This window comes from Pseudomonas sp. AB6 (genome assembly GCF_034314105.1).
Taxonomy (GTDB): Bacteria; Pseudomonadota; Gammaproteobacteria; order Pseudomonadales; family Pseudomonadaceae; genus Aquipseudomonas.
Window position 1 is genome coordinate 4,413,588 of the sequence record NZ_JAVIWJ010000001.1, and the last position, 24,676, is coordinate 4,438,263.

The 24,676-nt window shown below is 56.5% G+C and carries 22 protein-coding genes; 8 read left to right on the forward strand and 14 right to left on the reverse strand.

What is annotated here, in order from left to right; genetic code table 11:
* Positions 1–35 precede the first annotated feature (35 nt).
* The gene (locus RGW60_RS20780) at positions 36–2,255 is read left to right on the forward strand and encodes a heavy metal translocating P-type ATPase (protein ID WP_322206355.1); all 2,220 of its coding nucleotides are present in this window, start codon (positions 36–38) and stop codon (positions 2,253–2,255) included.
* Between the two features lie 56 nt (positions 2,256–2,311).
* Here RGW60_RS20780 and hutG read toward each other — a convergent pair whose 3' ends face one another.
* From hutG to hutC, 9 genes are all read right to left on the reverse strand, one after another.
* Positions 2,312–3,115 (reverse strand): N-formylglutamate deformylase, encoded by an 804-nt coding sequence (gene hutG, locus RGW60_RS20785; RefSeq protein WP_322206356.1) that lies wholly within the window; start codon positions 3,113–3,115, stop codon positions 2,312–2,314.
* Positions 3,116–3,168: 53 nt separating this feature from the next.
* Entirely contained in the window at positions 3,169–4,371 is a 1,203-nt protein-coding gene (gene hutI / locus RGW60_RS20790) for an imidazolonepropionase (protein WP_322206357.1), read from the reverse strand.
* Between the two features lie 110 nt (positions 4,372–4,481).
* Positions 4,482–6,014: a histidine ammonia-lyase gene (hutH, locus tag RGW60_RS20795; protein ID WP_322206358.1), complete on the reverse strand. Its 1,533-nt coding sequence runs from the start codon at positions 6,012–6,014 to the stop codon at positions 4,482–4,484.
* Between the two features lie 12 nt (positions 6,015–6,026).
* Positions 6,027–6,854 (reverse strand): glycine betaine/L-proline ABC transporter ATP-binding protein, encoded by an 828-nt coding sequence (locus tag RGW60_RS20800; RefSeq protein ID WP_322206359.1) that lies wholly within the window; start codon positions 6,852–6,854, stop codon positions 6,027–6,029.
* The gene (locus RGW60_RS20805; protein WP_322206988.1) at positions 6,851–7,702 is read right to left on the reverse strand and encodes a proline/glycine betaine ABC transporter permease; all 852 of its coding nucleotides are present in this window, start codon (positions 7,700–7,702) and stop codon (positions 6,851–6,853) included. The genes RGW60_RS20800 and RGW60_RS20805 overlap by 4 nt, the downstream gene beginning before the upstream one ends.
* A 190-nt stretch (positions 7,703–7,892) precedes the next feature.
* A complete protein-coding gene (locus RGW60_RS20810) occupies positions 7,893–9,362 on the reverse strand; it encodes a cytosine permease (RefSeq protein ID WP_322206360.1) in 1,470 nt (489 codons plus the stop codon).
* A gap of 142 nt (positions 9,363–9,504) precedes the next feature.
* The gene (gene hutU, locus RGW60_RS20815; RefSeq protein ID WP_322206361.1) at positions 9,505–11,202 is read right to left on the reverse strand and encodes a urocanate hydratase; all 1,698 of its coding nucleotides are present in this window, start codon (positions 11,200–11,202) and stop codon (positions 9,505–9,507) included.
* A 519-nt stretch (positions 11,203–11,721) separates the two neighbouring features.
* Positions 11,722–12,291, reverse strand: a complete 570-nt coding sequence (locus RGW60_RS20820) for a HutD family protein (protein ID WP_322206362.1) — start codon at positions 12,289–12,291, stop codon at positions 11,722–11,724.
* A complete protein-coding gene (gene hutC / locus RGW60_RS20825; protein ID WP_322170660.1) occupies positions 12,288–12,998 on the reverse strand; it encodes a histidine utilization repressor in 711 nt (236 codons plus the stop codon). Before hutC ends, RGW60_RS20820 begins: the two co-directional genes overlap by 4 nt.
* A gap of 201 nt (positions 12,999–13,199) precedes the next feature.
* Here hutC and RGW60_RS20830 point away from each other — a divergent pair, with 201 nt between their 5' ends.
* On the forward strand, positions 13,200–14,564 hold the full coding sequence (locus RGW60_RS20830; RefSeq protein WP_322206363.1) for a formimidoylglutamate deiminase: 1,365 nt from the start codon (positions 13,200–13,202) through the stop codon (positions 14,562–14,564).
* A 120-nt stretch (positions 14,565–14,684) separates the two neighbouring features.
* On the opposite strand, the gene RGW60_RS20835 is transcribed toward RGW60_RS20830, so the two are convergent.
* Positions 14,685–15,254, reverse strand: a complete 570-nt coding sequence (locus tag RGW60_RS20835; RefSeq protein ID WP_322206365.1) for a lipocalin family protein — start codon at positions 15,252–15,254, stop codon at positions 14,685–14,687.
* An 18-nt stretch (positions 15,255–15,272) separates the two neighbouring features.
* Complete coding sequence (bamE, locus tag RGW60_RS20840) at positions 15,273–15,527, reverse strand: outer membrane protein assembly factor BamE domain-containing protein (RefSeq protein ID WP_322206366.1); 255 nt, start codon at positions 15,525–15,527, stop codon at positions 15,273–15,275.
* Positions 15,528–15,833: 306 nt separating this feature from the next.
* On the opposite strand from bamE, the gene RGW60_RS20845 reads away from it, so the two are divergent.
* The 4 genes from RGW60_RS20845 (at position 15,834) to RGW60_RS20860 (ending at position 18,674) form a co-directional block, all read left to right on the forward strand.
* Complete coding sequence (locus RGW60_RS20845) at positions 15,834–16,994, forward strand: DUF2515 family protein (protein WP_322206367.1); 1,161 nt, start codon at positions 15,834–15,836, stop codon at positions 16,992–16,994.
* A gap of 23 nt (positions 16,995–17,017) precedes the next feature.
* Positions 17,018–17,587 (forward strand): hypothetical protein, encoded by a 570-nt coding sequence (locus RGW60_RS20850; protein WP_322206368.1) that lies wholly within the window; start codon positions 17,018–17,020, stop codon positions 17,585–17,587.
* Between the two features lie 104 nt (positions 17,588–17,691).
* Entirely contained in the window at positions 17,692–18,198 is a 507-nt protein-coding gene (locus tag RGW60_RS20855; RefSeq protein WP_322206369.1) for an Hcp family type VI secretion system effector, read from the forward strand.
* Positions 18,195–18,674, forward strand: coding sequence for a hypothetical protein (locus RGW60_RS20860; protein ID WP_322206370.1), 480 nt, complete (start codon positions 18,195–18,197; stop codon positions 18,672–18,674). The genes RGW60_RS20855 and RGW60_RS20860 overlap by 4 nt, the downstream gene beginning before the upstream one ends.
* A gap of 4 nt (positions 18,675–18,678) precedes the next feature.
* Here RGW60_RS20860 and RGW60_RS20865 read toward each other — a convergent pair whose 3' ends face one another.
* From RGW60_RS20865 to RGW60_RS20875, 3 genes are all read right to left on the reverse strand, one after another.
* Positions 18,679–19,281, reverse strand: a complete 603-nt coding sequence (locus RGW60_RS20865; protein ID WP_322206371.1) for a DUF924 family protein — start codon at positions 19,279–19,281, stop codon at positions 18,679–18,681.
* Between the two features lie 3 nt (positions 19,282–19,284).
* On the reverse strand, positions 19,285–20,295 hold the full coding sequence (locus RGW60_RS20870) for a class 1 fructose-bisphosphatase (protein WP_322206372.1): 1,011 nt from the start codon (positions 20,293–20,295) through the stop codon (positions 19,285–19,287).
* 265 nt (positions 20,296–20,560) lie between these two features.
* Positions 20,561–23,014, reverse strand: a complete 2,454-nt coding sequence (locus tag RGW60_RS20875) for a glycogen/starch/alpha-glucan phosphorylase (protein ID WP_322206373.1) — start codon at positions 23,012–23,014, stop codon at positions 20,561–20,563.
* A gap of 237 nt (positions 23,015–23,251) precedes the next feature.
* On the opposite strand from RGW60_RS20875, the gene pip reads away from it, so the two are divergent.
* Both pip and dtd read left to right on the forward strand, forming a co-directional pair.
* Positions 23,252–24,223: a prolyl aminopeptidase gene (gene pip / locus RGW60_RS20880; protein WP_322206374.1), complete on the forward strand. Its 972-nt coding sequence runs from the start codon at positions 23,252–23,254 to the stop codon at positions 24,221–24,223.
* Between the two features lie 9 nt (positions 24,224–24,232).
* Positions 24,233–24,670: a D-aminoacyl-tRNA deacylase gene (gene dtd / locus RGW60_RS20885; protein ID WP_322206375.1), complete on the forward strand. Its 438-nt coding sequence runs from the start codon at positions 24,233–24,235 to the stop codon at positions 24,668–24,670.
* Positions 24,671–24,676: the final 6 nt, after the last annotated feature.

Sequence of the window (24,676 nt, forward strand, 5' to 3'; positions counted from 1 at the left end):
TTCACTTGGCAATAAGCGCCAACAAGGACACCCTTATGAATTCCCTCGAACACCGCCACGTCAAACTGCCCGCCGCCCATGATCATGACCACGGCTGCTGTTCGAGCGCTAGCGCTCCGGCCATCGTTAAAATCGCTACGTCGTCTGCTTCGGCTGGCCGGCTGAGCAGTTTTCGCATCGAGCAAATGGACTGTCCTACCGAGCAAACCTTGATCCAGAACAAACTGGGCAAGCTCGCCGGTGTTCAGCAGTTGGAATTCAACCTGATCAATCGGGTGCTGGCAGTGACCCACGATCTGCCTTGCGTCGATCCAATCATTGAAGCCATCAAGTCGATAGGCATGCATGCCGAGCCGATTGAGAAGGGCGCTGATCTCGCCGCGCCCACACCGATGCCGCAGAAAAAATCCTGGTGGCCGCTGGCTGTGTCGGGCGTCGCCGCGTTGGCCTCCGAAGTGATTCACTTTACTCAGTTGGCGCCAACGTGGGTGGTTGCGCTGGTGGCGATCATTGCGATTTTGAGCGGCGGCCTGAGCACCTACAGAAAGGGCTGGATCGCCCTGAAGAACTTCAACCTGAACATCAATGCGCTGATGAGCATCGCGGTGACCGGTGCTGTGTTGATTGGGCAGTGGCCAGAAGCGGCCATGGTGATGTTCTTGTTCACCGTGGCGGAACTGATCGAAGCCAAATCCCTGGACCGCGCGCGCAATGCCATCGGCGGCCTGATGCAGATGACCCCGGACGTTGCCACCGTGCAACAGGCCGACGGTACCTGGGTTGAGCAAGACGTGAAACACATCGAGCTGGGCGCTCGTGTACGGATTAAGCCCGGTGAGCGCATTGGTTTGGACGGCGATGTGGTGTCCGGCAGTTCGACCATTGATCAGGCATCTATTACCGGAGAAAGCCTGCCGGTAGAAAAGACCGTGGGCGATAAAGTCTTCGCGGGCACCCTCAATCAATCGGGCTCACTGGAATATACGGTGACGGCGGCGGCCAACAATTCGACCTTGGCGCGAATCATCCATGCGGTGGAAGCGGCGCAAGGCTCGCGGGCGCCGACCCAGCGGTTTGTCGACAGCTTCTCGAAAATATACACGCCAGCGGTGTTTATCTTGGCCTTGGCCGTGGCAATCATCGCGCCGCTGTTCATGGGCGCGGTCTGGTTCGATTGGATCTATCGGGCGCTGGTGCTGTTGGTGGTCGCATGTCCTTGTGCGCTAGTGATTTCCACCCCGGTGACTATCGTCAGCGGACTGGCTGCCGCAGCGCGCAGAGGGATTTTGGTCAAGGGAGGTGTGTATTTGGAAAACGGGCATCGGCTCAATTATTTAGCGCTGGATAAAACCGGGACCATCACCCACGGCAAACCGGTGCAGACCGATTTCATGCTGCTTGAGGCGCTGGCGAATGATGCTGTCGCCATTGCCGCCAGCCTGGCCAATCGCTCGGACCATCCGGTGTCCCAAGCCATCGCCAAGGCCGCGGATACACAGGGCGTTTCGCTACACGACGTGCAGGCGTTCGAGGCGCTAGTGGGTCGTGGAGTGAAGGGCGAAGTCGCGGGTCGGGTTTATTACTTGGGTAACCACCGCCTCGTCGAAGAGCTGGCGCTGTGTTCCGTCGCACTGGAAGAAAAGCTCGATGCGCTGGAAATCCAAGGCAAAACCGTGGTCCTGCTGTGTGATCAGTCCGGCCCGCTGGCGCTGTTCGCAGTGGCCGATACGGTCAAGGACAGCTCCCGTGAAGCGATCCGCCAATTGCACGAATTGGGCATCAAAACTGTGATGCTGACTGGCGACAACCCGCACACCGCCAAGGCAATTGCCGAGCAAGTAGGGATTGAACAGGCGCAGGGTAATTTATTGCCAGCAGACAAGTTGCAGGCCATTGAGCAGCTTTACGCCAATGGCCATCGGGTCGGGATGGTAGGTGACGGCATCAACGATGCCCCGGCGTTGGCGCGGTCGGAGATTGGTTTCGCCATGGCTGCCGCAGGCACCGACACCGCAATTGAAACTGCGGATGTGGCGTTGATGGACGATGACTTGCGCAAGATCCCGGCGTTTATCCGACTGTCACACCAGACCTCGGCGATTCTGAAGCAGAACATCGTGCTGGCGCTGGTGATCAAGGCGGTTTTCCTGGCGATCACCTTCGCGGGCATGGCGACTATGTGGATGGCGGTGTTCGCTGACATGGGTGTGAGTTTGTTGGTGGTGTTTAACGGTCTGCGGTTGCTCAGAAAATAAGCGTTGCCCATGACATCGTCTTCGCAAGCTTGCTTGCGAAAAGGATGACACGGTGTTTAGTTGGAAAATCGCTTCTGGCCCCAGTCAATCATGCCTTGCAGCAGATTTTTCAGAACCTTTTGCGTCGGTTCAGCCAAATCCTTGCGGTAGTTGAACGGCTCGTATTCTTCCATGTACGTGCTTTGCGCCAGCTCAAGTTGTACGGCGTGGATGTTGTTGGCCGGGTCTCCGTAGTGGCGAGTGATGTGGCCGCCTTTGAAGCGCCCATTCAGTACGTGGGTGTAATCGGTGGCCGCTGCGCACGTGGCTTGGAGCAAGGTGGCCAGTTCCGTGTCGCAGCTCAGGCCATTGAAAGTGCCGAGGTTGAAGTCCGGCAAACGGCCTTCAAACAAATGCGGAATCGAGCCCCGGATCGAGTGCGCATCGAACAGCAGCGCATAACCAAAATCGTCGCGTAAGCGCGCCAACTCTTGTTGCAGCGTCTGGTGATACGGCGTCCATATCTGCGCCAGATACGTTGCGCGTTCTTCGGTGCTGGGCATCTGGTTTTCGCGGAACAGCGGCTCGCCGTCGAACAGGATGGCCGGGTACAACCCGGTGGTCGCACCAACGTACAGCGGCTTGTCATCTGACGGTCGATTGAGGTCGATGACGAAGCGCGAGTATTCAGCGGCCAAGGTGCTGGCGCCCAGTTCTTCGGCGAAGTCATACAGCGTCGGGATGTGCCAGTCGGTGTCCGGCAGGCTGTGCGCCGCGTCCACCAAGCCTGTTTTCACCGCCGGGGTCAAATTTAACCCGGCGTGGGGCATGCTGATCAGCAGCGGCAACCGGCCACGTTTGAAATTCAGAACCTTGTCCACAAGTGCCTCCTGTTAAATAAAACATATGACATTCAATTGTAGGCGCGCATTACTCACACCGACTCAACCCCATGCCGCACGATCCGCTTGTCCAAATCACCACCAAGCCAGTAGGCCAAATCCGCTGGTCGTTCGATCTTCCAAGCCACAAAGTCAGCAAACTTGCCCACTTCCAGTGAACCATGGGTGTCGCCCAATCCCAATGCTTTAGCGGCGTTGAGAGTCACGCCGGCCAAGGCTTCTTCCGGGGTCATGCGGAACAAGGTGCAGGCCATGTTCAGCATCAATCGCAGGGATAGCGCGGGCGAGGTGCCGGGGTTCAGATCGGTAGCGATGGCGATATCGACCCCGTGCTTACGCAACGCATCCATCGGCGGTAGTTGGGTTTCCCGAAGAAAGTAGTACGCGCCAGGCAGCAATACGGCGACGGTTCCGGCAGCGCCCATGGCGATAGCGTCAGCCTCGCTCATGAATTCCAGGTGATCCGCCGACAGCGCCTGATAGCGCGCCGCAAGACTCGATCCGGCTAAGGATGACAACTGCTCGGCGTGTAACTTCACCGGTAAACCCAGTTCGCCCGCGCAAATGAACACTTGTTCAACCTGTGCCGGTGAGAACGCCAGGTATTCGCAGAACGCATCCACTGCGTCCACCAAGCCTTCTGCCGCCAATGCCGGGAGCATCACGCTGCAAATGTGGTGGATGTAGTCGTCGGCGCGATCCTTGTATTCCGGTGGCAATGCGTGGGCCGCCAGGCACGTGCTGCGAACCGTGACCGGAAGCACGGTGCCCAGACGCCGAATGACCCGCAGGATTTTGCGTTCGCTGGCCAAATCCAGGCCGTAGCCGGACTTGATTTCCACGGTGGTAACGCCGTCGTGTAGCAAACGCTTGAGGCGTTGTTCGGCGCTGGCGAACAGCTCGTCCTCGCTGGCTGCTCGGGTAGCGCGCACGGTGCTGGCGATTCCTCCGCCTGCCGCCGCGATTTGCGCGTAGCTCACGCCGTTCAATCGTTGCTCAAACTCGCCACTGCGGTTGCCGCCGAATACGGTGTGAGTGTGACAGTCGATCAAGCCGGGGGTTACCCACGCGCCGTCGAGGCTGATGACGCTAGTGAAGTCTTCGGTTGGGGCATCGGCTTGCGGCCCAATCCACTCGATGAGTTCGCCTGAGGTGACAATGGCGGCGTTTTCGATAATTGAGTAGCTGCCCTGCGCCATCGTCGCTACGTGGCAGTGCTTCCAGAGCGTTTTCATCTAGGGTCTCCGCAGTCATAACGTTAGGAGCCAACAACCTGTTGGCGAGGCGGTATGTCAGGCATACCGCGTCAGGCTTTCACCAACACGTTGGCTCCTACAGGAGTGGTTTACAAGCTTGGTAATACGTTCGCCGGGATTAACGTGTTCAAGCATTTGGACGCCAACAACTGCATGGCGGCTTCGATGTCTGGCGCAAAAAAACGGTCCTTGTCGTAGAAGGATACTTTGCTGCGCAGGGCGGTGCGTGCTTGTTCCAGTTTCGGCGAGCTTTTCAAGCCTTCACGAAAGTCCAGACCCTGGCAGGCGGCCAACCATTCCACGGCGAGAATGCCGCGTACATTTTCGGCCATTTCCCACAGACGCTTACCCGCAGCCGGTGCCATGGAGACGTGGTCTTCCTGATTGGCTGAAGTTGGAATGCTGTCGACACTGTGCGGATGGGCCAAGGCTTTGTTCTCGCTGGCCAGTGCGGCGGCGGTCACTTGGGCAATCATGAAGCCGGAGTTCACGCCGCCATTGGCCACCAGGAACGGCGGCAATTGCGACATGTGCTTGTCCATCATCAGCGAGATACGACGCTCGCTAAGGGCACCGATTTCAGCGAAGGCCAAAGCCAGGTTGTCAGCGGCCATCGCCACCGGTTCGGCGTGGAAGTTACCGCCTGATATCACCTCACCTTCAGCGGCAAATACCAATGGGTTGTCCGATACGGCGTTGGCTTCCACGCCCAGAACTTCAGCGGCCTGACGCAGTTGAGTCAGGCAGGCGCCCATGACTTGCGGTTGGCAGCGCAGCGAGTACGGGTCTTGGACCTTGTCGCAATCTCGGTGGGAATCAGAAATCGGGCTGCTGTCGCCTAACAGGTCGCGGTAGCACGCAGCGGCGTCGATTTGGCCGCGTTGGCCCCGGGCTGCGTGAATCCGTGCGTCGAATGGTGCACGCGAACCCAACACCGCTTCCACGGTTAACGCACCACAGGCCATCGCAGCGGCGAACAGGTCTTCACTTTCGAACAGACCACGCAACGCGAACGCAGTGGACACCTGGGTGCCGTTGAGCAATGCCAAGCCTTCTTTTGCGGCCAGTGTCAGCGGCTTCAACCCGGCTACGGCCAAGGCTTCGGTCGCTTCCAGCCATTCGCCTTTGTAGCGGGCTTTGCCTTCACCCAGCAGCACCAGTGACATGTGCGCCAAAGGTGCAAGATCGCCCGACGCGCCCACCGAACCCTTGAGTGGAATGTGCGGGTAAACCTCGGCATTGATCAGCGCGATCAAGGCGTTGATGACCTGACGACGAATACCGGAGAAACCACGGCTGAGGCTGTTGACCTTGAGTACCATGACCAGACGCACCAGCTCATCACTGATCGGCTGACCGATCCCGGCGGCATGGGACAACACCAATGAGCGCTGAAGATTTTCCAGATCCTCGCTGGCAATGCGCGTCGAGGCCAGCAGACCGAAACCGGTGTTGATACCGTAGGCGGTGCGGTCTTCGGCGAGAATTTGCTCAACACAGGCCACGCTGTTTTCGATCTGCTGTGAGGCGCTTTCATGCAGGCTAAGGTTGACCGGGTGGTGATAAATCTCACGCAGTTGCGCCAATGTCAGGGTGCCGGGAATCAGGTTAAGCTCAGTCACGTTGTTACTCCATCAAATGGTGGCCACCCGCCGTTGTACGAACCGATTTACGTATTCGTCTGCGGGTGAATATAGAATTTCTTTGGGCGTACCCACTTGGATCAACTGACCGTCCTTAAGGATGGCAATGCGGTTGCCGATGCGCAGTGCTTCGTCAAGATCATGGGTGATGAATACGATGGTTTTGTGCAAGCTGGCTTGCAGCGCCAGCAGTTGGTCTTGCATCTCGGCGCGGATTAACGGGTCGAGTGCGCTAAAGGCTTCGTCCATCAAAATGATGTCGGTGTCAGCCGCCAATGCGCGGGCAAGTCCTACGCGCTGACGCATGCCGCCCGACAGCTGATGCGGATATTTATCTTCATAACCCTTGAGGTCCACGGCGCCGATCCAGTGCATCGCGCGCTCGGCACAGAACGTCTTGGACTCACCACGGACTTTCAAGCCGTACGCCACGTTATCGACTACGGTCTTGTGTGGCAGCAGGCCGAAGCTTTGAAACACCATGCTGATTTTGTGCCGACGAAATTGACGCAAGGCTTCCATGTCGTAGCCAAGGATGTCTTCGCCATCCACCAGAAGCTGCCCGCTGGTAGGGTCGATCAGGCGGTTGATGTGACGCACCAATGTCGATTTGCCAGAGCCGGACAACCCCATGATTACAAATATTTCGCCGCTTTCGATAGACAGCGACAGGTCGCTGACCCCGACTACACAGCCGGTTTGTGCCAATACCTGATCCTTGGATTTGTGGTCTTTAATCATTCGCAGCGCCTCTGTCGAGCGATTGCCGAAGATTTTAAAGACGTTTCTGACGACGATCTTACTCATCGCTTCGCTCATTTGGTCGCCTCATGCCGTGGTCGACCGTAGGCCTGCGTGATGCGGTCGATGACCACCGCGAGAATCACGATGGCCAGACCGGCTTCCAGTCCTTTGCCGACATTGAGAGTTTGAATCCCGACCAGCACGTCTTCACCCAGCCCGCGTGCGCCAATCATTGAGGCGATCACCACCATCGACAAGGCCATCATCGTGGTCTGGTTGATCCCGGCCATGATGCTCGGCAGCGCCAGCGGCAGTTGTACACCGAACAACTGTTGCCAGCGATTAGCGCCAAAGGCGTTGATTGCCTCCATGACTTCACCGTCGACCTGACGAATACCCAGATCGGTCAGGCGGATCAGCGGCGGCGCGGCGTAAATCACTGTGGCAAAAATCGCGGGTACTTTGCCCAAGCCAAACAGCATCAGCACGGGTATGAGGTACACGAAGCTGGGCATGGTCTGCATGATGTCCAGCAACGGCATCATCACCGACCTAAGTCGGTTGTTGCGCGCCGTCAGGATGCCCAGCGGAATACCAATCGCCACTGAAATAATCGTCGCCACTAGCATCAGGGCGAGGGTTTGCATCAGTTTGTCCCACAGGCCTACGGCGCCCACCAGGAACAGCAGACCAACAATCACAACTGTCGTGAACAGCTTGCGTGTCGCGTGCCAGGCAATGCCGCCGACAATCGCTAGCATCAGCCACCATGGCGCCAGGCGCAGCAGGGCTTCAAGGTTGACGATGGCCCACAGCAGGGTGTTTGAGATCTGACGAAACACGTCGCCATAGTTAATCACCAGCGTGTCGACCCATCGATTGACCCAGTCAGCGATGGAGAAAGTGAAGCTCTCGGGGAACATAGAAGGCTCTCGATCAAATAGGAGTAGCAAAACGGCGGTCAGGCCGATCAGCTTAGGCGATTCGCGGCGTACTTTGGTTGTCCATGCTTGATTCGTCTTAGACGAAAACACGCACAATTCCATCGTCTCAGCCCGCTGAATGGCTTCGGCGTTCACTGTTGTTCCCATTAACGAGTGCATTTTATGGTCGTCAGTTCATTGCTGTCCGAGCCCGCGAATGTGTTGCTATTGTTTGCGGGGCATCGGACTCCTCCAGGAGAATCAGCCGGTCAGGAATCGGGCTGTGCCATTTCTTCGCGATCAGGTAATACACGACGGCGGGCACGACCAGCCCAATGATCCATGAAATGTCGGTATCACCCAGGCGCTCGACCAAGGGACCGGTGTAAAACTGAGTGGCAATGAACGGCATCTGAATCACCACACCGAACACGTACACACCGATGCCAATCCAGTTCCAGCGACCGTAACGGCCATCGGGATCGGACAGCGCCGGGATGTCGTAGCGTTCTTTGGTGACGCAATAGAAATCCACCAGGTTGATCGCGCTCCACGGGGTAAAGAACGCCAGCAGAAACAGGATGAACGCCGAGAAATCCTTGAGGAACGAATCTTTGCCCGCCAATGCCAACAGTGTGGCGACGCCGACCATGCCGAAAATATAGGCCAGACGCAGGCCAGTGGAGATGTGCCGGCTGCCGCGAAAGCCGCTGACGATGGTGGCAATCGACATGAAGCTGCCATAGGCGTTGAGGGTGGTGATCGTGACCTTGCCAAACGCGACGCTGAAATACAGCAGAGCCGCAACCACTCCTGTGCCGCCGAGGCTGACGATGAACGAGACTTCATGGTGGGCGAAGGACTTACCGGCTAACGCTGCTGCAAACACACCGAACACCATCGACGCCTGCGCACCGATAACCGACCCCAGGCCAACGGCCCAGAAGGTTTTTACGGCTGAGGTTCTGCGCGGCAAATAGCGCGAATAGTCCGCCACGTAGGGACCAAACGCGATCTGCCAGGACGCCGACAACGACATCGCTAACAGGAAGCTGGCGAGGGAAAAGTGCTTGTTGCCCAACAGGGCGCCGATATCATTTCCAGCTAGCAGCGCGCCGAACAGGTAAACAAAGGCGATGATGCCAATCACGCTCGCTATCCGGCCGATCACATGGATGACCCGGTAACCAAAAATGGTCGCCACCACGATCAGCGCAGCGAAAATAAGGATACCCTGCCAGTCCGGGACGTGAATCAGCTGCGCCACTGCCTGCCCGGCAAGCACCGAACCGCTGGCGGAAAAGCCGATGTACATCAAACATACCAACACCAACGGAATCACCGCGCCGTACACGCCAAACTGCACGCGGCTGGAGATCATTTGCGGCAGGCCCAGCTTCGGGCCTTGAGCCGCGTGCAACGCCATCACGCCGCCGCCCAGCAATTGGCCGATCAGCAAACCCACCAACGACCAGAACACATCACCGCCCAGCACCACGGCCAAGGCCCCGGTGACGATGGCAGTGACTTGTAGGTTGGCGCCTAGCCACAACGTGAACTGACTGAACAGACGACCGTGTCTTTCAGCGTCCGGAATGTAATCGATCGAACGCCTTTCGATCAGGGATTGGTTGGCAACGCGATCATCTGGAACAGCCATGCGACCACCTCTATGGGGGAATGCGGTAGGGACATCAGGGCACAGCGTGAAAACCTGTGGGACCGAATTCATTGGGGAAGCGGCATGTCTGACACACCGCGTTTATCCATTCCCGAATGAATTCGGTCCCACAATGGCGGGGTTAGCGATTCAGCATCGGCAGGTTCAAACCCTGCTCGTTGGCGCAATCAATCGCGATTTGATAACCCGCGTCGGCGTGGCGCATGACACCGGTCGCTGGGTCGTTGTGCAGCACGCGGGCGATACGTTCTGCCGCTTCGTCGGAACCGTCGCACACAATCACCATGCCAGAATGTTGCGAGAAGCCCATGCCAACGCCGCCGCCGTGGTGCAAGGACACCCACGTTGCGCCACTGGCGGTGTTGAGCAGGGCGTTGAGCAACGGCCAGTCAGAGACCGCATCGGAACCATCCTGCATTGACTCGGTTTCGCGGTTCGGGCTGGCCACTGAACCGGAGTCCAGGTGGTCACGGCCGATCACAACCGGTGCCGACAACTCGCCGCTGCGGACCATTTCGTTGAACGCCAGGCCGAGCTTGGCGCGCTGACCCAGGCCCACCCAGCAAATACGTGCTGGCAAACCCTGGAACGCGATGCGCTCGCGGGCCATGTTCAGCCAGTTATGCAGGTGGGCGTCGTCCGGGATCAGCTCTTTAACCTTGGCGTCGGTTTTGTAGATGTCTTCCGGGTCGCCAGACAAGGCCGCCCAACGGAAAGGGCCTACACCGCGGCAGAACAGTGGGCGAATGTAAGCGGGCACAAATCCTGGGAAGTCGAACGCGTTGGCTACGCCTTCGTCTTTGGCCATCTGGCGGATGTTGTTGCCATAGTCGAAGGTCGGCACGCCGGCTTTCTGGAAGTCCAGCATCGCTTGAACATGAACCGCCATCGATTGCTTGGCGGCTTTAACCACGTTCGCAGGCTCAGTCAGGGCGCGGGCGCGGTATTCTTCCCAGGTCCAACCAGCCGGCAAGTAACCGTTGAGTGGGTCGTGGGCGCTGGTTTGGTCAGTGACCATATCCGGGCGCACGCCACGGCGAACCATTTCCGGGAGGATCTCGGCAGCGTTACCGCACAGCGCGATGGAGATGGCTTTGCCTTCAGCGGTGTATTTGGCGATACGGGCCAATGCGTCGTCGAGATCGATTGCTTGCTCGTCTACATAGCGAGTCTTGAGGCGGAAATCGATACGGCTCTGTTGGCATTCAATGTTCAGCGAGCACGCACCGGCCATGCCTGCGGCCAACGGTTGAGCACCGCCCATTCCGCCCAGGCCAGCGGTCAGTACCCATTTGCCTTCCAAGCTGCCGTTGTAGTGTTGGCGACCGGCTTCAACAAAGGTTTCGTAAGTGCCTTGAACGATGCCTTGGCTGCCGATGTAGATCCAACTGCCGGCAGTCATCTGGCCGTACATGGCCAGGCCCTTGGCATCCAGTTCGTTGAAGTGTTCCCAAGTGGCCCAGTGTGGCACCAGGTTTGAGTTGGCAATCAGCACCCGTGGCGCGTTGCTGTGGGTCTTGAATACGCCCACCGGTTTGCCGGATTGAATCAGCAGGGTTTCGTCGTCATTCAGGTTGGTCAGGCTTTCGACGATCTTGTCGTAGCATTCCCAGTTACGCGCGGCGCGGCCGATGCCACCGTAAACCACGAGTTCTTTCGGGTTCTCTGCCACTTCCGGGTCGAGGTTGTTCATCAACATTCGCAGCGGCGCTTCGGTCATCCAGCTCTTGGCGGTCAGCTTGGTCCCACGGGCGGCGCGAACTTCAACGTCACGATGGCGGGTCCAGGTTTCAGGGGTCCAGTGGTTATTGTCAGTCACGAAAAAACTCCTCAGCGAAGTGGGCAAGCCGGTCGGTGTCGAGTTTCTCGAACAGGCGAAGCGGATTCAGCCAATAAAATTCATCGTTCGGATGCATGGGTAGCAGGGCGGTTACCGTCACAGCTATGTGCACACATCTTTACTTGTACATACAAGCATATGCAATCGTAAGACCAACTTCATTTGGGTGTCCAGAAGAAAGTTTTCCAGAGCAATAGAAGGCCCGAAACAGAGGGGTCTTGGCAGGATTAAAAGTGATGGGCGGTGATTGGGTGCGGTCGCCGGTTGGCGAATAGATGAGCGATTTCGCGCTACGCTGGGGCGTTCGGTAACAGCGTGCGAGGGGTTGGTGCGCGTAAAAGCGTTTAGCGAATGCTGGCTATACCGGCTTTAACCGTCGCGGCTTAGAACATCGAGAATGACTTCGTCGATGCGATCCAGTGTGGCAGGGCTCAGCGGTTTGTTGTCCTTGGTGGGCATCGGTGTTCCGGTCAATCGGGCTAGGGTTTTGCGGACTTATCAAATCGCAGTCAGTTCGATCACACAGCATGTTCCGTTGACCGACAATTCCAACAAGCCGGGGTTACCGTCTAGTTGCAGGCAGTCATGCTTGCCCAGACCGTGGGTGGAGGTGCCTGTGGTGACGCTCAAACCCTCTGTCACGCTGAAGACCAGCACTGTGCCGGCAGAACTGAAAAACCGCTGATGTCCGTCGATCCATTGCAGGCGGGCGTTGTAACGGTGTGGCGCGTAAATCAGGTTGAAGTCACGTATGTCGCCGCCGAGCAACGTGCAACTGACTGGGCTCTCGCCGCTAAATGCCAGCGGATCCAGGGGCCGCAGCGCACGTGTGATCTGGCCGTCGACGTGCAATGTCATGCCGTCGCCTTGCAGCACCGTGATGATTCGCTGGTAGCCGGGAAAGCTGGAAAAGCCGCCCGATTCGGCGATGTCTGCAATCGACAGACGCCAGCCAAAACCGTCCATTCCGGTGCCGGCGTCGCGGGTGATTTCCTCAGTGCTGCCACCACCGTTTTTCCACGGCATGCGCGGGTAGTCGGCGGCGCGTAGAACGGTCAGTTGACTCATTTGCTGAAGCGTCCTTCCAGGCGATGCCGAGAGCCGGGGTGAATCAGGCGTGCGGCGGTCACCGGCTGACGACCTGACCATGTGCGGCGGCGAATCAGCAGGCACGGCTCACCGCGTTCGATTTGCAGCAACTCGCATTCCAGTTCTTCAGCCAAAATGGCTTCGACCACGTGTTCACCCTCGGTCAGCGGTGCGACTTGCGACAGATAGGCGTAAGGCGTTTGTTTGGTGAAGTCCTGCATCAGGTAGTGCGGCGCTACCTGAGCGTTGACGAAGCGGTCTTCGATTTGCACCGGGATGTCATTCTCGAAATGCACGATCAGCGAGTGAAATACCCGCTGGCCTTCACGCATGTCCAAGGCCAGGGCCCGTTCGGAGCCTGCGGCTTCTTCGTTCAGGATGATGACTTTGCAAGTATGAACATGGCCGCGCGAGGCAATTTCATCGGCGATGTTGTGTACTTCAAAAAGCGCTGACTGGCTTTTGGGCTCGGCGACAAACGTACCGACGCCTTGCATACGCACCAACAGGCCTTCGGCGGTCAGTTCACGCAGGGCTCGGTTGATGGTCATGCGGCTGAAGCCCAGTTGGGTCACCAGTTCACTTTCCGACGGCACGCGATGATGCGGCGCCCACGTGCCATTCTGGATTTGCTGGGCGATCATCTGCTTCACGCGCGCGTATAAAGGCGCCGGACTGTCACCCATCTGGGCAGCCAGTGGAGAGAGGGCAGGCGGAGTCGGCACAGTGAAATCCTTGTTCGATGGGTGATGATTCGAAAGTTGGGTTGCAGGCGCAGATGCGCTCAAACTAACCATTAACCCGACCGACGACAAGCTTGCCGCAGTTTACCGAGCAGACAAACGTCTGTATATGTATATACAAATTACACGATGGGGTGCAGGTCCATGTCCGTCTTTTTTGCCGAGCGCGCATTATTGCCCACCGGCTGGGCCAACAATGTTCGTCTCGATGTCAGCGCCGATGGGGTGCTGACGAGCGTTCAAACCGATGCCGATGCCCAGGGCGCAGAGTTCCTCAAGGGACCACTGGTGCCGGGAATGCCCAACCTGCATTCCCATGCGTTCCAGCGTGCGATGGCAGGTTTAGCCGAAGTGGCGGGCAACCCCAATGACAGTTTCTGGACGTGGCGAGAGTTGATGTACCGCTTGGTGGGGCAGATCAGTCCTGAGCAGCTTGGGGTCATCGCTCGGCAGTTGTACATCGAGATGCTCAAGGGCGGTTACACCTCAGTCGCTGAATTTCATTACGTACACCAGGACACCACCGGCAAGCCTTACGCAAACCCTGCTGAACTGGCCCTGCACATCAGCCAGGCCGCGAGTTCAGCCGGTATAGGCCTGACCTTGTTGCCGGTGTTGTACAGCCACTCTGGGTTTGGCGGTCAGGCGCCTAACGAAGGTCAGCGCCGATTTATCCACACCACTGACAGTTACCTCGACCTTCACGCGCGACTGAAACCGATCCTGGCGAAACAGCCTGCGCAATCATTGGGTCTGTGCTTTCACTCGTTGCGCGCGGTAACGCCGCAGCAAATCAGCGACGTACTGACCGCCAGCGACTCACTCTGCCCGGTGCATATTCATATCGCCGAGCAGCAGAAGGAAGTGGATGACTGCCTGAGCTGGAGCGGTCGGCGTCCGCTGCAATGGTTGTATGAAAACGCCCCGGTCGATCAGCGCTGGTGCCTGGTTCACGCCACCCACGCTAACCCGGAAGAAGTCGCGCTGATGGCTGATAGCGGCGCGATTGCCGGGTTGTGCCTGACCACTGAAGCCAACTTGGGGGACGGTATTTTTCCGGCGGTGGACTACATCGCGCAGGGCGGCCGTTGGGGGATTGGCTCGGACAGTCATGTGTCATTGAGCGTGGTCGAAGAGCTGCGCTGGCTGGAATATGGTCAGCGTTTGCGCGATCAGCGACGCAATCGCGTGTACCGCCGTGATCAGCCGATGGTTGGACGCACGTTGTTCGATGCGGCACTCAGCGGTGGCGCGCAAGCAATGGGGCAGGCGATTGGTTCGCTGAACGTCGGGCAGCGTGCGGATTGGCTGGTGCTGGACGGTAACGATCCCTACCTGTCGACGGCCGCCGGTGATGCGATTCTTAACCGTTGGTTGTTTGCGGGCAGTGACCGGCAGATTCGCGACGTCATGGTCAACGGGCGTTGGGTGATCCGCAACGGCCGGCATGCTGATGAAGAACACAGTAATCGTGCGTTTGCTCAGGTGTTGCGGGAGTTGTTGGGTTAGCCTTTGGCCCACAGATCCGCGCCAGACACCTATCTCCGTAGAGCCAACGTGTTGGCCAGGCGTGTTACCCGATGCACCGCACCAAGCCGCTTCGCCAACACGTTAGCTCCAGAGTGACGTCTATAGCTTATCCGGCTTGATGATCATCGAATCATCCACCCGCCAGATCAGCTTGGTCGTGTCGTAGCCCTGCTGCCGTGCCCTGGCCAACAAGTCCTGTTTCGTCGCCTCGGACACTTTCGACGTGCGTGATAACAGCCACAAGTATTTGCGATCCGGGTTCCCCACTAGAGCGGTCTTGTAACCGTCGTCGACATACAGCACCCAATAATCGCCCTTCGCCAAGCTCGGAAACAGTCGCGAGAACCAGTTGTCGAAGACAACCCACAACTTGTCGGTTTTGCCCGCTACCTGCGGCGACGCCGTGCCTGTGGCTTGCTCCCACGTGCCGTCCAGCTTACGGCAACGATTGGTTACGCCGATATTGCCATCCTCTTTGAGTACGTAAAGCGCTTGCGATTGAGCGCAGTTGCGCTGAAAGAACATCGGCAGCCTTGCCAGTTCGTACCACGTCCCTTGGTACCGTTTGAGGTCCACATGATCGACCGTTTTCGGCTCGATCAGATCGCTCGAAGAATGTGTGCAGCCCGCTAAAAACAGACTCGCCATCAACCCAACCCATAAACGCATCACGTTCTCCCTAGCGGCTTATTTTAAGCCTTGGCCCGAATAGATCAGCACTTTATCACCGCCGTACTGGACGCTGATAAAACTCACTTTATCGCCCCATGTACAGCTGGACATACCCAATGCACCCGAACATTCGGTCGGGCTACCCAATAGATGTTCGACTTGCGCCTTATCCATGCCTGCCGACAACTTGGAGTAATTTTCCTGAGTCACCTTGCTGCAAGCGGCTAACAATACACAAAACGACAACAACGCGACGGTGCGCAAAGACATGAATTGAAGCTCCAACAAGTGAGGGGGCGTCGCCACGGCGCAGAAAACGCCAAGCGGACAGCAATAGGTTAGAAGAGAAATAAGCAAACTGGTTCCCGGCCGGTCAAAGGGAGTGCTTCTTCGCGGAACCAGTCTGCTGGCAATGGCTGGACCGGTAAAAATTGGGCAGAGCGCTGTAGGTTTTTTCTGCTGTGTTTGTACGGTATTTCAGCAGTGTTTGTAGGCCTCCTCTCCATTTTTTTCACGATATTTCACTTCGGTTTTTTGGCTGATAGGTTGGCGAAATTCCTGTCCGGAGCCAGCGCCATGACCCAGTGTTTCAAAGACCACGAATGCGACAAACAGTTGTTGAATCACAACACCAAGCCCATCGAAGAATGCGAGACGCACCGGATCGAGCTTTACGGGGTCATGCAGGACGTCGTCGACGTGCCGTTTTTGACCTGCTCTGGACTCTGGCGAGTCTTCCAACGCGAAGCCGAAGAAATTGTCGCTCCCGGCGGCGTCCTAATCGCCGACCCCATCGAACGCAATCGCGCGATCAACGCCGCCTATGCCCGGTTGTGGCTGCACGATAATCGTTTCCAGTGGGCCGGCCTCGCAGCGTTTGCCTCCAAGCAAGTGGGGTGCGGATTGTTGCATGCGGCCGATATGACTGAGGTTATTCAGGCAGAACGCGACGCAAGGCAGCGCTTGATCGACTCCAATGCGGCATCGAATCCCGGTTTTCTGGGGGCCTACATCTTCAAAGATACAGATCAGCAGGCACTGGACGATTACCAAACCGCCCGCGGCAACAATCCTGTTCCTCTAAGCGACCTAAGTTTGGGAGCGGAACCGTCATCCTTGATGCAGCAACAGTTTCAGTACGTTTACGACATGTTGGCGCTGGGCAATACCACCTTGTTCCTCGATATTTTCCCGTTGCATGCGTTTTACAAAAAACGTGGGATTGAAGAGTTAAAAACCTGTTTGGACGAGCGCGAGACCATTTATGGCCATCCAAAGTTTCCGGTGTTGTGGCCGGTGGGAAAGGAGACGCTTGAGTTCGGTCGTAGCCATTTAGAAATACTGCTGGCCTTCGAGGCGATAGAAAGGGGGGATATTGCCGGGAGTGTGAGGAAATTGGCGGTACATGAGCAACGCAATATTCTGCAGCCCGCCATCTACAAAGACCCACAGCTCAAACTGTTACTGCGCGGTAACCATGTTTCCTATGTAACCGGTTTTCCATCGGGCGTGGCGCAAGCGATTGAATTGACCTTGGCGAGCCAATGCCAGCCAGTCGTGGATGGGCGCACCCTCGAATTCAGCAGTAATCCGTTTGCAGACTTGTCAGTTTACAAGCAGCGCATAGCCTTCGTATTTCAGGCCGCGGCGCGTTTCGACGAGATGCTGGGCGACGAAAATCGTCCATTGCTGGAACAGTCGATCAAGGAAATTGCCGATGGGGCGGGGGTTCGATGAAGCGGCGATACTGGGTCTGCCTGATGCTCCTGACGTTATGGGCAGCAGATGTCTTGCGGTCATGGTACGAACGGGAGATCGCTCTCGAAATAGGCGGCACCTACGAGGAGATGCTCAAGCGTTCATCAGCCCGCTTTAGTTTGCCTTTCCCCGGTGAGGGAACATGGCCTGGCTGGCCAAAGTCCGACGCGCAGTTAAGATTCATCGACCCGCAGTATGGTTTTGTCACTCCAAAGAGCTCTGATTTCTACGTTATATTCAACGACAACATTATTCAGAGCTTGACTATATATCCGCAAACCGAGCCCTTGTTACTCGATGACGCCCTACAGGTCGTCTTGGATCTTCAGGATCAATGGCGTCGGGGTGGTTGGGAAGATAAAAAACAAAAAAGATTCCCGCCCTTCGCTGATACACCGCAATGGCGTGCTCAATTGCGCAACGGGCCCATCGGTGGAACAACCTATTGGTATGCCGGTGATAAATACCAGGCCTTGTTGGCAATGAATCGATCTAAGGACAGTAAACACCCCGAAGAAGAACGCTACCGAATTTTCCTGAATGTTGGTAAGCCTTGGACACCTTATCCATGAGTTGTCGTTGTTAAATCTGCCTAATGGTTTTGAACATTCATCCTGTGCAAGTTTACGTCAACTAACGCTATCTAAAATACCTATACCAAACCCAGGAGTACCCTATGCCTATGCCACCCTACTTGACCATTATCGGCGAAAAACAAAAATTGATTACTGAGGGCTGTTCGTCGTTAGAGTCGATTGGCAACAACTACCAGCTCGGGCGAGAAGATCAAATTCTGGTGGAGTCATTTGATCAGCATTTTGGTCAACCCCAAGGGGCGCAGCCCGGCCATCGGGTTCATGGGCCCTTCACCATTACCAAAATGCTCGATAAGTCGACCCCTTTACTGTTTGAAGCGTGGCGCACGGGTGAAACACTGAGCCAATGCAAGTTTGACTGGTATCGAATTTCACCCAATGGCTTTCATGAGCATTTTTTTACCATGGTCTATAAAGACGCCCTGATTACCGATATACATATCGCAATGCCACATTGGCGCGATCCTGCATTTGCTCATATCACTCAATTGGAAACTGTTACGTTTACGTATCGGAACAACAGCTCGACTCATGAAACCTGCGGAACGATGGGCTCCGACTACTGGAATGAGGGAGCGTCGGCATGAAGTTGGTGCATCGTCGTAAACTCAACATGGGAGAAGAAAAATACATCCATTCTCCCGCTGAAGCCTTGGTGATAGTCAAAAGACTTTTAGCTGGGCATCGGAAAATCGAAGGTTTGGCCGAATTGCGACGCGCCTCGATGGTCTTTCGCGATCGTTATGTCTGGGAGCAGATTGAGCGCGGCGAGTGGGTGCTGACGAAGCCTGAGGCGCGCACGTTTGACTGGGGGGATTACGAGCCGCACGCTCGCCACCGCAGAATAATGGCGGCAGTAGAGAACCCACCGCCACAGCCAAAGCCGCTTGTGCTGTTCTTCCGCGCAACCGATAGCCAAACGGCAGGGCGGATTATTAACCGAAAATATATAGCCAGCCTTGATGGAACAAAGGATTCGCGAAAGATTGACGACCAGGGAATTGGTTATGTGCCGCTGCCATCAAAGAGGGTCAGGGTGTCCATGCGTCTAGTCGGTATTTAGGCGATCAAAACCTGGACCCACGCCCCAGCAAAAACAAAACCTCCTCAGCCGTCGACTCCCGCCCCAACACCTCGTTGCGATGGGGAAATCGCTTGAACCGGGCAATTACTCTTTGATGCTTTTTCGCGTAATCCAGATTGCTGGCAATAACCGGGCGATCAGCGTCGGGCTGTGCGTCCAGCAGTTTGGCCAGCAGTGCGATGGCCTGATCTTGATGAGCCAAGTTTTCGCTGTGCTCCAGAACGATATAAATGAAGGTGCTTTGGATGGCCGATAGCTTTTGATCGAGGCCGAGCGCTAGCCCCTCAGCGACAACAGTTTGCGCACGAGTGTCCCCGGCGAACGCCTTGGGTGTGTCACGAAAGATCATGCGGGGGAGTTGGTCGAGCAGCAGCACCAGCGCTAACCAGCCTTGCGGGCTCTGTGCCCAGTCGGACAAGTCGCCGGCCAGTGCTTGCTCTACCTGAACCGCGAAACGCTGATGCGCCTCGCTGTCCTGGCTTTTTTTCTTGCCGAACCACAGCTTGCCCTTGGCTTTTTCGACTTCAATAGGCGATTCGGCTGAACCGAACCACCATTCAAGCAACGGCTGCCAGGGGGCGACCAAGGTTTATTCCTTGTGATAAGACGTGGCGCGCTCGACTTCTTCTTTGGAGCCGAGGAACACCGCAACCCGCTGGTGCAGGCCTTGTGGCTGAATGTCGAGGATGCGCTGATGGCCGTCGGTGGACATCCCGCCGGCTTGTTCCACGATGAACGACATCGGGTTGGCTTCGTACATCAGGCGTAGTTTGCCGGGTTTCGAGGCGTCGCGGCTGTCGCGTGGGTACATGAACATGCCGCCACGGGTCAGGATGCGATGCACGTCGGCAACCATGGCCGCGATCCAGCGCATGTTGTAATTCTTTTTCAGCGGGCCGTCTTCGCCCGCCAGCAGCTCTTCCACGTAGCGTTTGACCGGAGCTTCCCAGTGACGCTGGTTAGACATGTTGATGGCGAACTCCTGGGTGGACTCAGGAATCTGCATGTCTTCGTGGGTCAGGACGAAGCTGCCCAATTCGCGGTCCAGCGTGAAGCCTTTGACGCCGTCGCCCAGTGTCAGGACCAGCATGGTCTGCGGGCCGTAGATGGCATAGCCGGCCGCAACCTGCTTGGTGCCAGGTTGCAGGAATGCTTGCTCGCTCAGGGTATCGTTCTGGCTCAGGTGGGCGTCCGGGCAACGTAATACCGAGAAAATGGTGCCGACCGAGACGTTAACGTCGATGTTCGACGAGCCGTCCAGTGGGTCAAATACCAGCAGGTACGCGCCTTTTGGGTATTTGCCCGGGATCTGGTAGGCATTGTCCATTTCTTCGGACGCCATGCCGGCCAAGTGACCGCCCCATTCGTTGGCTTCGAGCAGGATTTCGTTGGAAATCACGTCGAGCTTTTTCTGCACTTCGCCCTGTACGTTTTCAGTGCCCATGCTGCCGAGCACCCCACCCAATGCGCCTTTGGAGACGGCATGGCTGATTTCCTTGCAGGCGCGCGCCACCACTTCGATAAGGAAGCGCAGATCGGCAGGAGTGTTGTTGCTGCGGGTCTGCTCAATCAAATAACGACTCAGGGTAACGCGGGACATGGAGAGCTCCGTAGGTGGGGGATAAAAAGCCCGCGCAGTTTAACGCGAGTGGGCACGTAATACTCCAGTCAGACTGGGATCTGACTCAGAGAGTTCATGTGTGGGGTGAGAGTAGCCTCAAAACGGAGATCAACAGGTGCGCCCGGTCAAGATTTTGCAGGCCGCGAGGGGATTCGTTTTAGATTGTGAAACGGTTTGACCGAATACTGGGGGGGGGCGGATAAATTCGCTCCCCTCCAGTAATTCTGCCTATCTCTGCAGCTTTCTATTCCTCCAATGCCCTCCAAATATCATTGGAATATTCACGAATGGTTCGGTCCGATGAGAACCAGCCCATGCGTGCGGTGTTGAGCACGGCGGAGCGCCACCAGCTTTTGGGGTCGTGCCACATCGCTTCTACTTTGGCTTGTGCCTGCCAATACGATTCGAAATCCGCACAGACCAGAAAACGGTCATACGCCAGCAATTGATCGATCAAGCCAACGTAGCGATTCGGATCATCCGGCGAAAATACACCGCCCCGAATCGCTTGTAACACGTCATTGAGTCTGGGCGACGCGGCAACGTCCGCATCGGCGCTGTAGTCGCCGATACGTTTGCGCGCTTCGACTTGTTGTGAGGTCAGGCCGAATATGAACATATGATCGAGGCCGATCAGCTCGCTCATTTCCACGTTGGCGCCATCCAATGTGCCGATGGTCAGTGCGCCATTGAGGCCGAACTTCATGTTGCTGGTGCCCGACGCTTCCAGGCCCGCCGTGGAGATCTGCTCCGACAGGTCTGCAGCGGGAATAATGCTTTCGGCCAAACTGACGTTGTAGTTCGGCATGAACACGACTTTGAGCATGCCGCGCACCGTTGGGTCGTTATTCACGGTTCGGGCAATGTCATTGGTCAACTTGATGATCAATTTAGCCGTGTGGTAACTGGCCGCTGCTTTGCCGGCGAATATCTTGACCCGAGGCACCCAGTTTGTCCCCGGCTCCGCACGCATCGCTTGATACAGCGCAACGGTATGAAACAGGTTAAGCAGCTGCCGTTTGTATTCGTGAATACGTTTGACCTGTACGTCGAACATCGCTTCGGGATCGACCACAATTCCCAGGCGCTCTTGAATAATATTCGCCAGCGCTTTTTTGCTCTTCAGGCGCTGCTCCATGAACTGTTTGCGAAACGTGGCCTTTTCGGCAAACGGCTCAAGTTCGATCAAGCGTGTTTCAGCGTTATCGAGCATATCAACGCCCAATGCCTCAACCAGCATCCCCGTGAGCAACGGGTTTGCCTGATGCAGCCAGCGGCGGAAGGTAATGCCGTTGGTTTTGTTGTTGATCCGATCCGGGTAGAGCTTGTGCAATTGTGCAAACACAGTTTTGCGCATCAACTGGGTGTGCAGGGCCGAAACACCGTTGATGCTGTGTGAGCCGATGAATGCCAGGTTGCCCATCCGAACACGGCGGCCGTTGTCTTCTTCAATCAACGACACGGCACGCAGCACCTCGAAATCGTGAATGCCTTTGGCGCGCAACTGATCAATGTGCAGGGCATTTATCAGGTAAATGATCTGCATGTGTCGAGGCAGCATCCGCTCCATCAAGCCCACAGACCAAGTTTCCAAAGCCTCGGGAAGCAAGGTGTGGTTGGTATAGGCCAGCGTTTCGACAGTGATTTTCCAGGCGGCATCCCAAGGGATGCCGTGGGTGTCCATCAGCAGGCGCATTAACTCAGCGACGGCAATTGAGGGGTGAGTGTCGTTCATCTGAATCGCGGCGTGGTCGGCCAGGCTGTATAGCGTTTCATGCATGTTCAGGTGCCGGCGCAGCAGATCCTGGAGCGACGCTGAGACGAAGAAATACTCTTGGCGCAGGCGTAGTTCTTGGCCCGCCTCGGTGCTGTCGTTGGGGTAAAGCACCCGAGAAATGCTTTCGGCTCGAACCACTTCCGCTACGGCACCAAAGTGGTCGCCTGCGTTGAAGCGCTCTAGATGCAGGTCTTCCACTGCCCGTGCCCGCCACAAACGCAACGTATTAACGCTTGATCCGCGCCAGCCGACGACAGGGGTGTCATACGCTACGGCTCGAACTGTTTCACCCGCACGCCAGACTTGTCGTTGCTCACCGTCTTCATTAGTGACTGTTTCGACGCTGCCGCTGAAGCCGACCGGGTAGATCACTTCCGCACGTTCGAATTCCCAAGGGTTGCCGAAATCCAGCCAGTTCTCGGTTTGTTCTTGCTGCCAGCCGTCGACCACGGCTTGACGGAACAAACCGTGCTCATAGCGAATTCCGTAACCGTGGGCGGCAACACCAAGTGTGGACATGCTTTCCATAAAGCATGCGGCCAAGCGGCCAAGACCACCATTACCCAGCGCAGCGTCGGGTTCCAGCAGGCGAATACGTTCCAGGTCCACACCCAGCTCGGCAATGGCCTCGCGGGCGATTTCCAATAACCCCAGGTTGCTCAAGCTGTCGTAGAGCAAGCGGCCGATTAAAAATTCGAGGGAAAGGTAGTAGACCCGTTTCTGGCCTTTGCGGTAAATCTGCCGCGTATGGTCCATCCAGTGCTCAACCATGTGGTCGCGCGCAGCCAGGGCGACGGCTTCAAACCAGTCATGTTCAAACGCATGATCTGGGTCTTTGCCCACCGCATAAGTGAGTTTTTCGAGTACAGCGGCGCGAAATGCAGCTACCTCGGTGTCACGAACAAGCGGTTCCTCTGACATCTATGCGACCTCTAACGAGCAGACGAATTAGGATTGGGGATGTTTTACTCTAGTCCCTTCGACAGGGGTACGGGTGTCTGGTTCGCGAGTAATTGCGATTGTCCAAATGCTTGCATTGATCGTTCCATCCGACTTTTCAATCTTCAAAGCCCCTGTTTCTCTAAGGGCATGATCATTCCGCGATTCGGGTTTATGATGCCGAACGGTAGATAAACAAAAGCCCCCTTTGGAGCACCTATGCAGACTTTGTACCCGCAGATCAAACCCTACGCCCGGCATGATCTGGCTGTGGAAAAGCCTCATGTGTTGTACGTCGATGAAAGTGGGTCGCCCGAGGGTTTGCCGGTCGTATTCATCCACGGCGGCCCTGGCTCGGGTTGTGATGCTCAAAGTCGTCGGTTTTTTGATCCGAACATGTACCGCATCATCACCTTCGACCAACGCGGCTGCGGCCGTTCAACTCCCCACGCCAGCCTTGAAAACAACACCACTTGGCATTTGGTACAAGACTTGGAGCGAATCCGTGAGCACCTAGGTATCGAAAAGTGGGTGTTGTTCGGAGGGTCTTGGGGCTCGACGTTAGCATTGGCTTACGCTCAAACCCATCCTGAGCGCGTGCATGCATTGATTTTGCGCGGGATCTTTTTAGCCCGTGCGCAGGAAATCGAATGGTTTTATCAGAAAGGCGCAAGCCGACTGTTCCCGGACTATTGGCAGGATTATCTGGCGCCCATTCCACTGGACGAGCGGGGTGATTTGCTCGCGGCGTTTCACAAACGCTTGACCGGCACTGATCAGATTGCGCAGATGCACGCGGCCAAGGCCTGGTCAATTTGGGAAGGGCGCTGCGCTACGATGCGGCCTAATCCGGCGGTGCTTGATCGGTTTTCCGAGCCGCAACGCGCGTTGTCCATTGCCCGTATCGAATGCCATTACTTCTCTAACAATACCTTCCTGGAAGAGAATCAGCTGATTCGCGACATGCCTAAAATTGCGCATTTACCGGGCGTCATCGTCCATGGCCGTTATGACGTGATTTGTCCGCTGGATAATGCGTGGGAATTGCATCAAGCCTGGCCAAACAGTGAATTGCAGGTGATTCGTGACGCCGGGCATGCTGCATCGGAACCGTGCATCACCGATGCGTTAGTGCGCGCAGCGAACCAGATTGGCCGGCGCCTGCTCGATTTACCGCCAGAAGAGGCTTAAGCATCAGTAATGAAAGGTCTTTTACAGCGAGTGCGTAATGCTCGAGTCGAAGTGGCAGGCGAAATTGTGGGCGCTATTGATCAAGGATTATTGGTATTGATCGGTGTAGAGCCTCAAGACACTCAATCGAGTGCCGACACGCTACTGCGCAAGTTGATGAACTACCGAGTGTTCAGCGATGCCGACGGCAAAATGAACCTGTCACTGGTTGATATCGGCGGCGGTCTGTTGCTGGTCTCGCAGTTCACGTTGGCCGCAGAGACTAAAAGCGGCTTGCGTCCGAGTTTTTCAAAAGCGGCGCCGCCGCAGTTGGCAGCTGAGCTGTTCAGCTATCTAGTAGCGCAGGCTAAAGTCATGCATGGCTCGGTCGAAACGGGCCAATTCGGTGCAAATATGCAGGTGCACCTAGTCAATGATGGCCCTGTGACATTTTTGCTTGAGAGTTAAACGGGG

Coding starts and splice junctions, on each gene's coding strand:
- RGW60_RS20780 (WP_322206355.1), top strand. CDS start 36: ATGAATTCCCTCGAACACCGCCACGTCAAACTGCCCGCCGCCCATGAT.
- hutI (WP_322206357.1), bottom strand. CDS start 4,371: ATGAAAACGCTCTGGAAGCACTGCCACGTAGCGACGATGGCGCAGGGC.
- RGW60_RS20800 (WP_322206359.1), bottom strand. CDS start 6,854: ATGAGCGAAGCGATGAGTAAGATCGTCGTCAGAAACGTCTTTAAAATC.
- RGW60_RS20805 (WP_322206988.1), bottom strand. CDS start 7,702: ATGTTCCCCGAGAGCTTCACTTTCTCCATCGCTGACTGGGTCAATCGA.
- RGW60_RS20810 (WP_322206360.1), bottom strand. CDS start 9,362: ATGGCTGTTCCAGATGATCGCGTTGCCAACCAATCCCTGATCGAAAGG.
- RGW60_RS20820 (WP_322206362.1), bottom strand. CDS start 12,291: ATGAGTCAACTGACCGTTCTACGCGCCGCCGACTACCCGCGCATGCCG.
- hutC (WP_322170660.1), bottom strand. CDS start 12,998: ATGGGTGACAGTCCGGCGCCTTTATACGCGCGCGTGAAGCAGATGATC.
- RGW60_RS20830 (WP_322206363.1), top strand. CDS start 13,200: ATGTCCGTCTTTTTTGCCGAGCGCGCATTATTGCCCACCGGCTGGGCC.
- RGW60_RS20835 (WP_322206365.1), bottom strand. CDS start 15,254: ATGCGTTTATGGGTTGGGTTGATGGCGAGTCTGTTTTTAGCGGGCTGC.
- bamE (WP_322206366.1), bottom strand. CDS start 15,527: ATGTCTTTGCGCACCGTCGCGTTGTTGTCGTTTTGTGTATTGTTAGCC.
- RGW60_RS20845 (WP_322206367.1), top strand. CDS start 15,834: ATGACCCAGTGTTTCAAAGACCACGAATGCGACAAACAGTTGTTGAAT.
- RGW60_RS20850 (WP_322206368.1), top strand. CDS start 17,018: ATGCTCCTGACGTTATGGGCAGCAGATGTCTTGCGGTCATGGTACGAA.
- RGW60_RS20855 (WP_322206369.1), top strand. CDS start 17,692: ATGCCTATGCCACCCTACTTGACCATTATCGGCGAAAAACAAAAATTG.
- RGW60_RS20860 (WP_322206370.1), top strand. CDS start 18,195: ATGAAGTTGGTGCATCGTCGTAAACTCAACATGGGAGAAGAAAAATAC.
- RGW60_RS20870 (WP_322206372.1), bottom strand. CDS start 20,295: ATGTCCCGCGTTACCCTGAGTCGTTATTTGATTGAGCAGACCCGCAGC.
- RGW60_RS20875 (WP_322206373.1), bottom strand. CDS start 23,014: ATGTCAGAGGAACCGCTTGTTCGTGACACCGAGGTAGCTGCATTTCGC.
- pip (WP_322206374.1), top strand. CDS start 23,252: ATGCAGACTTTGTACCCGCAGATCAAACCCTACGCCCGGCATGATCTG.
- dtd (WP_322206375.1), top strand. CDS start 24,233: ATGAAAGGTCTTTTACAGCGAGTGCGTAATGCTCGAGTCGAAGTGGCA.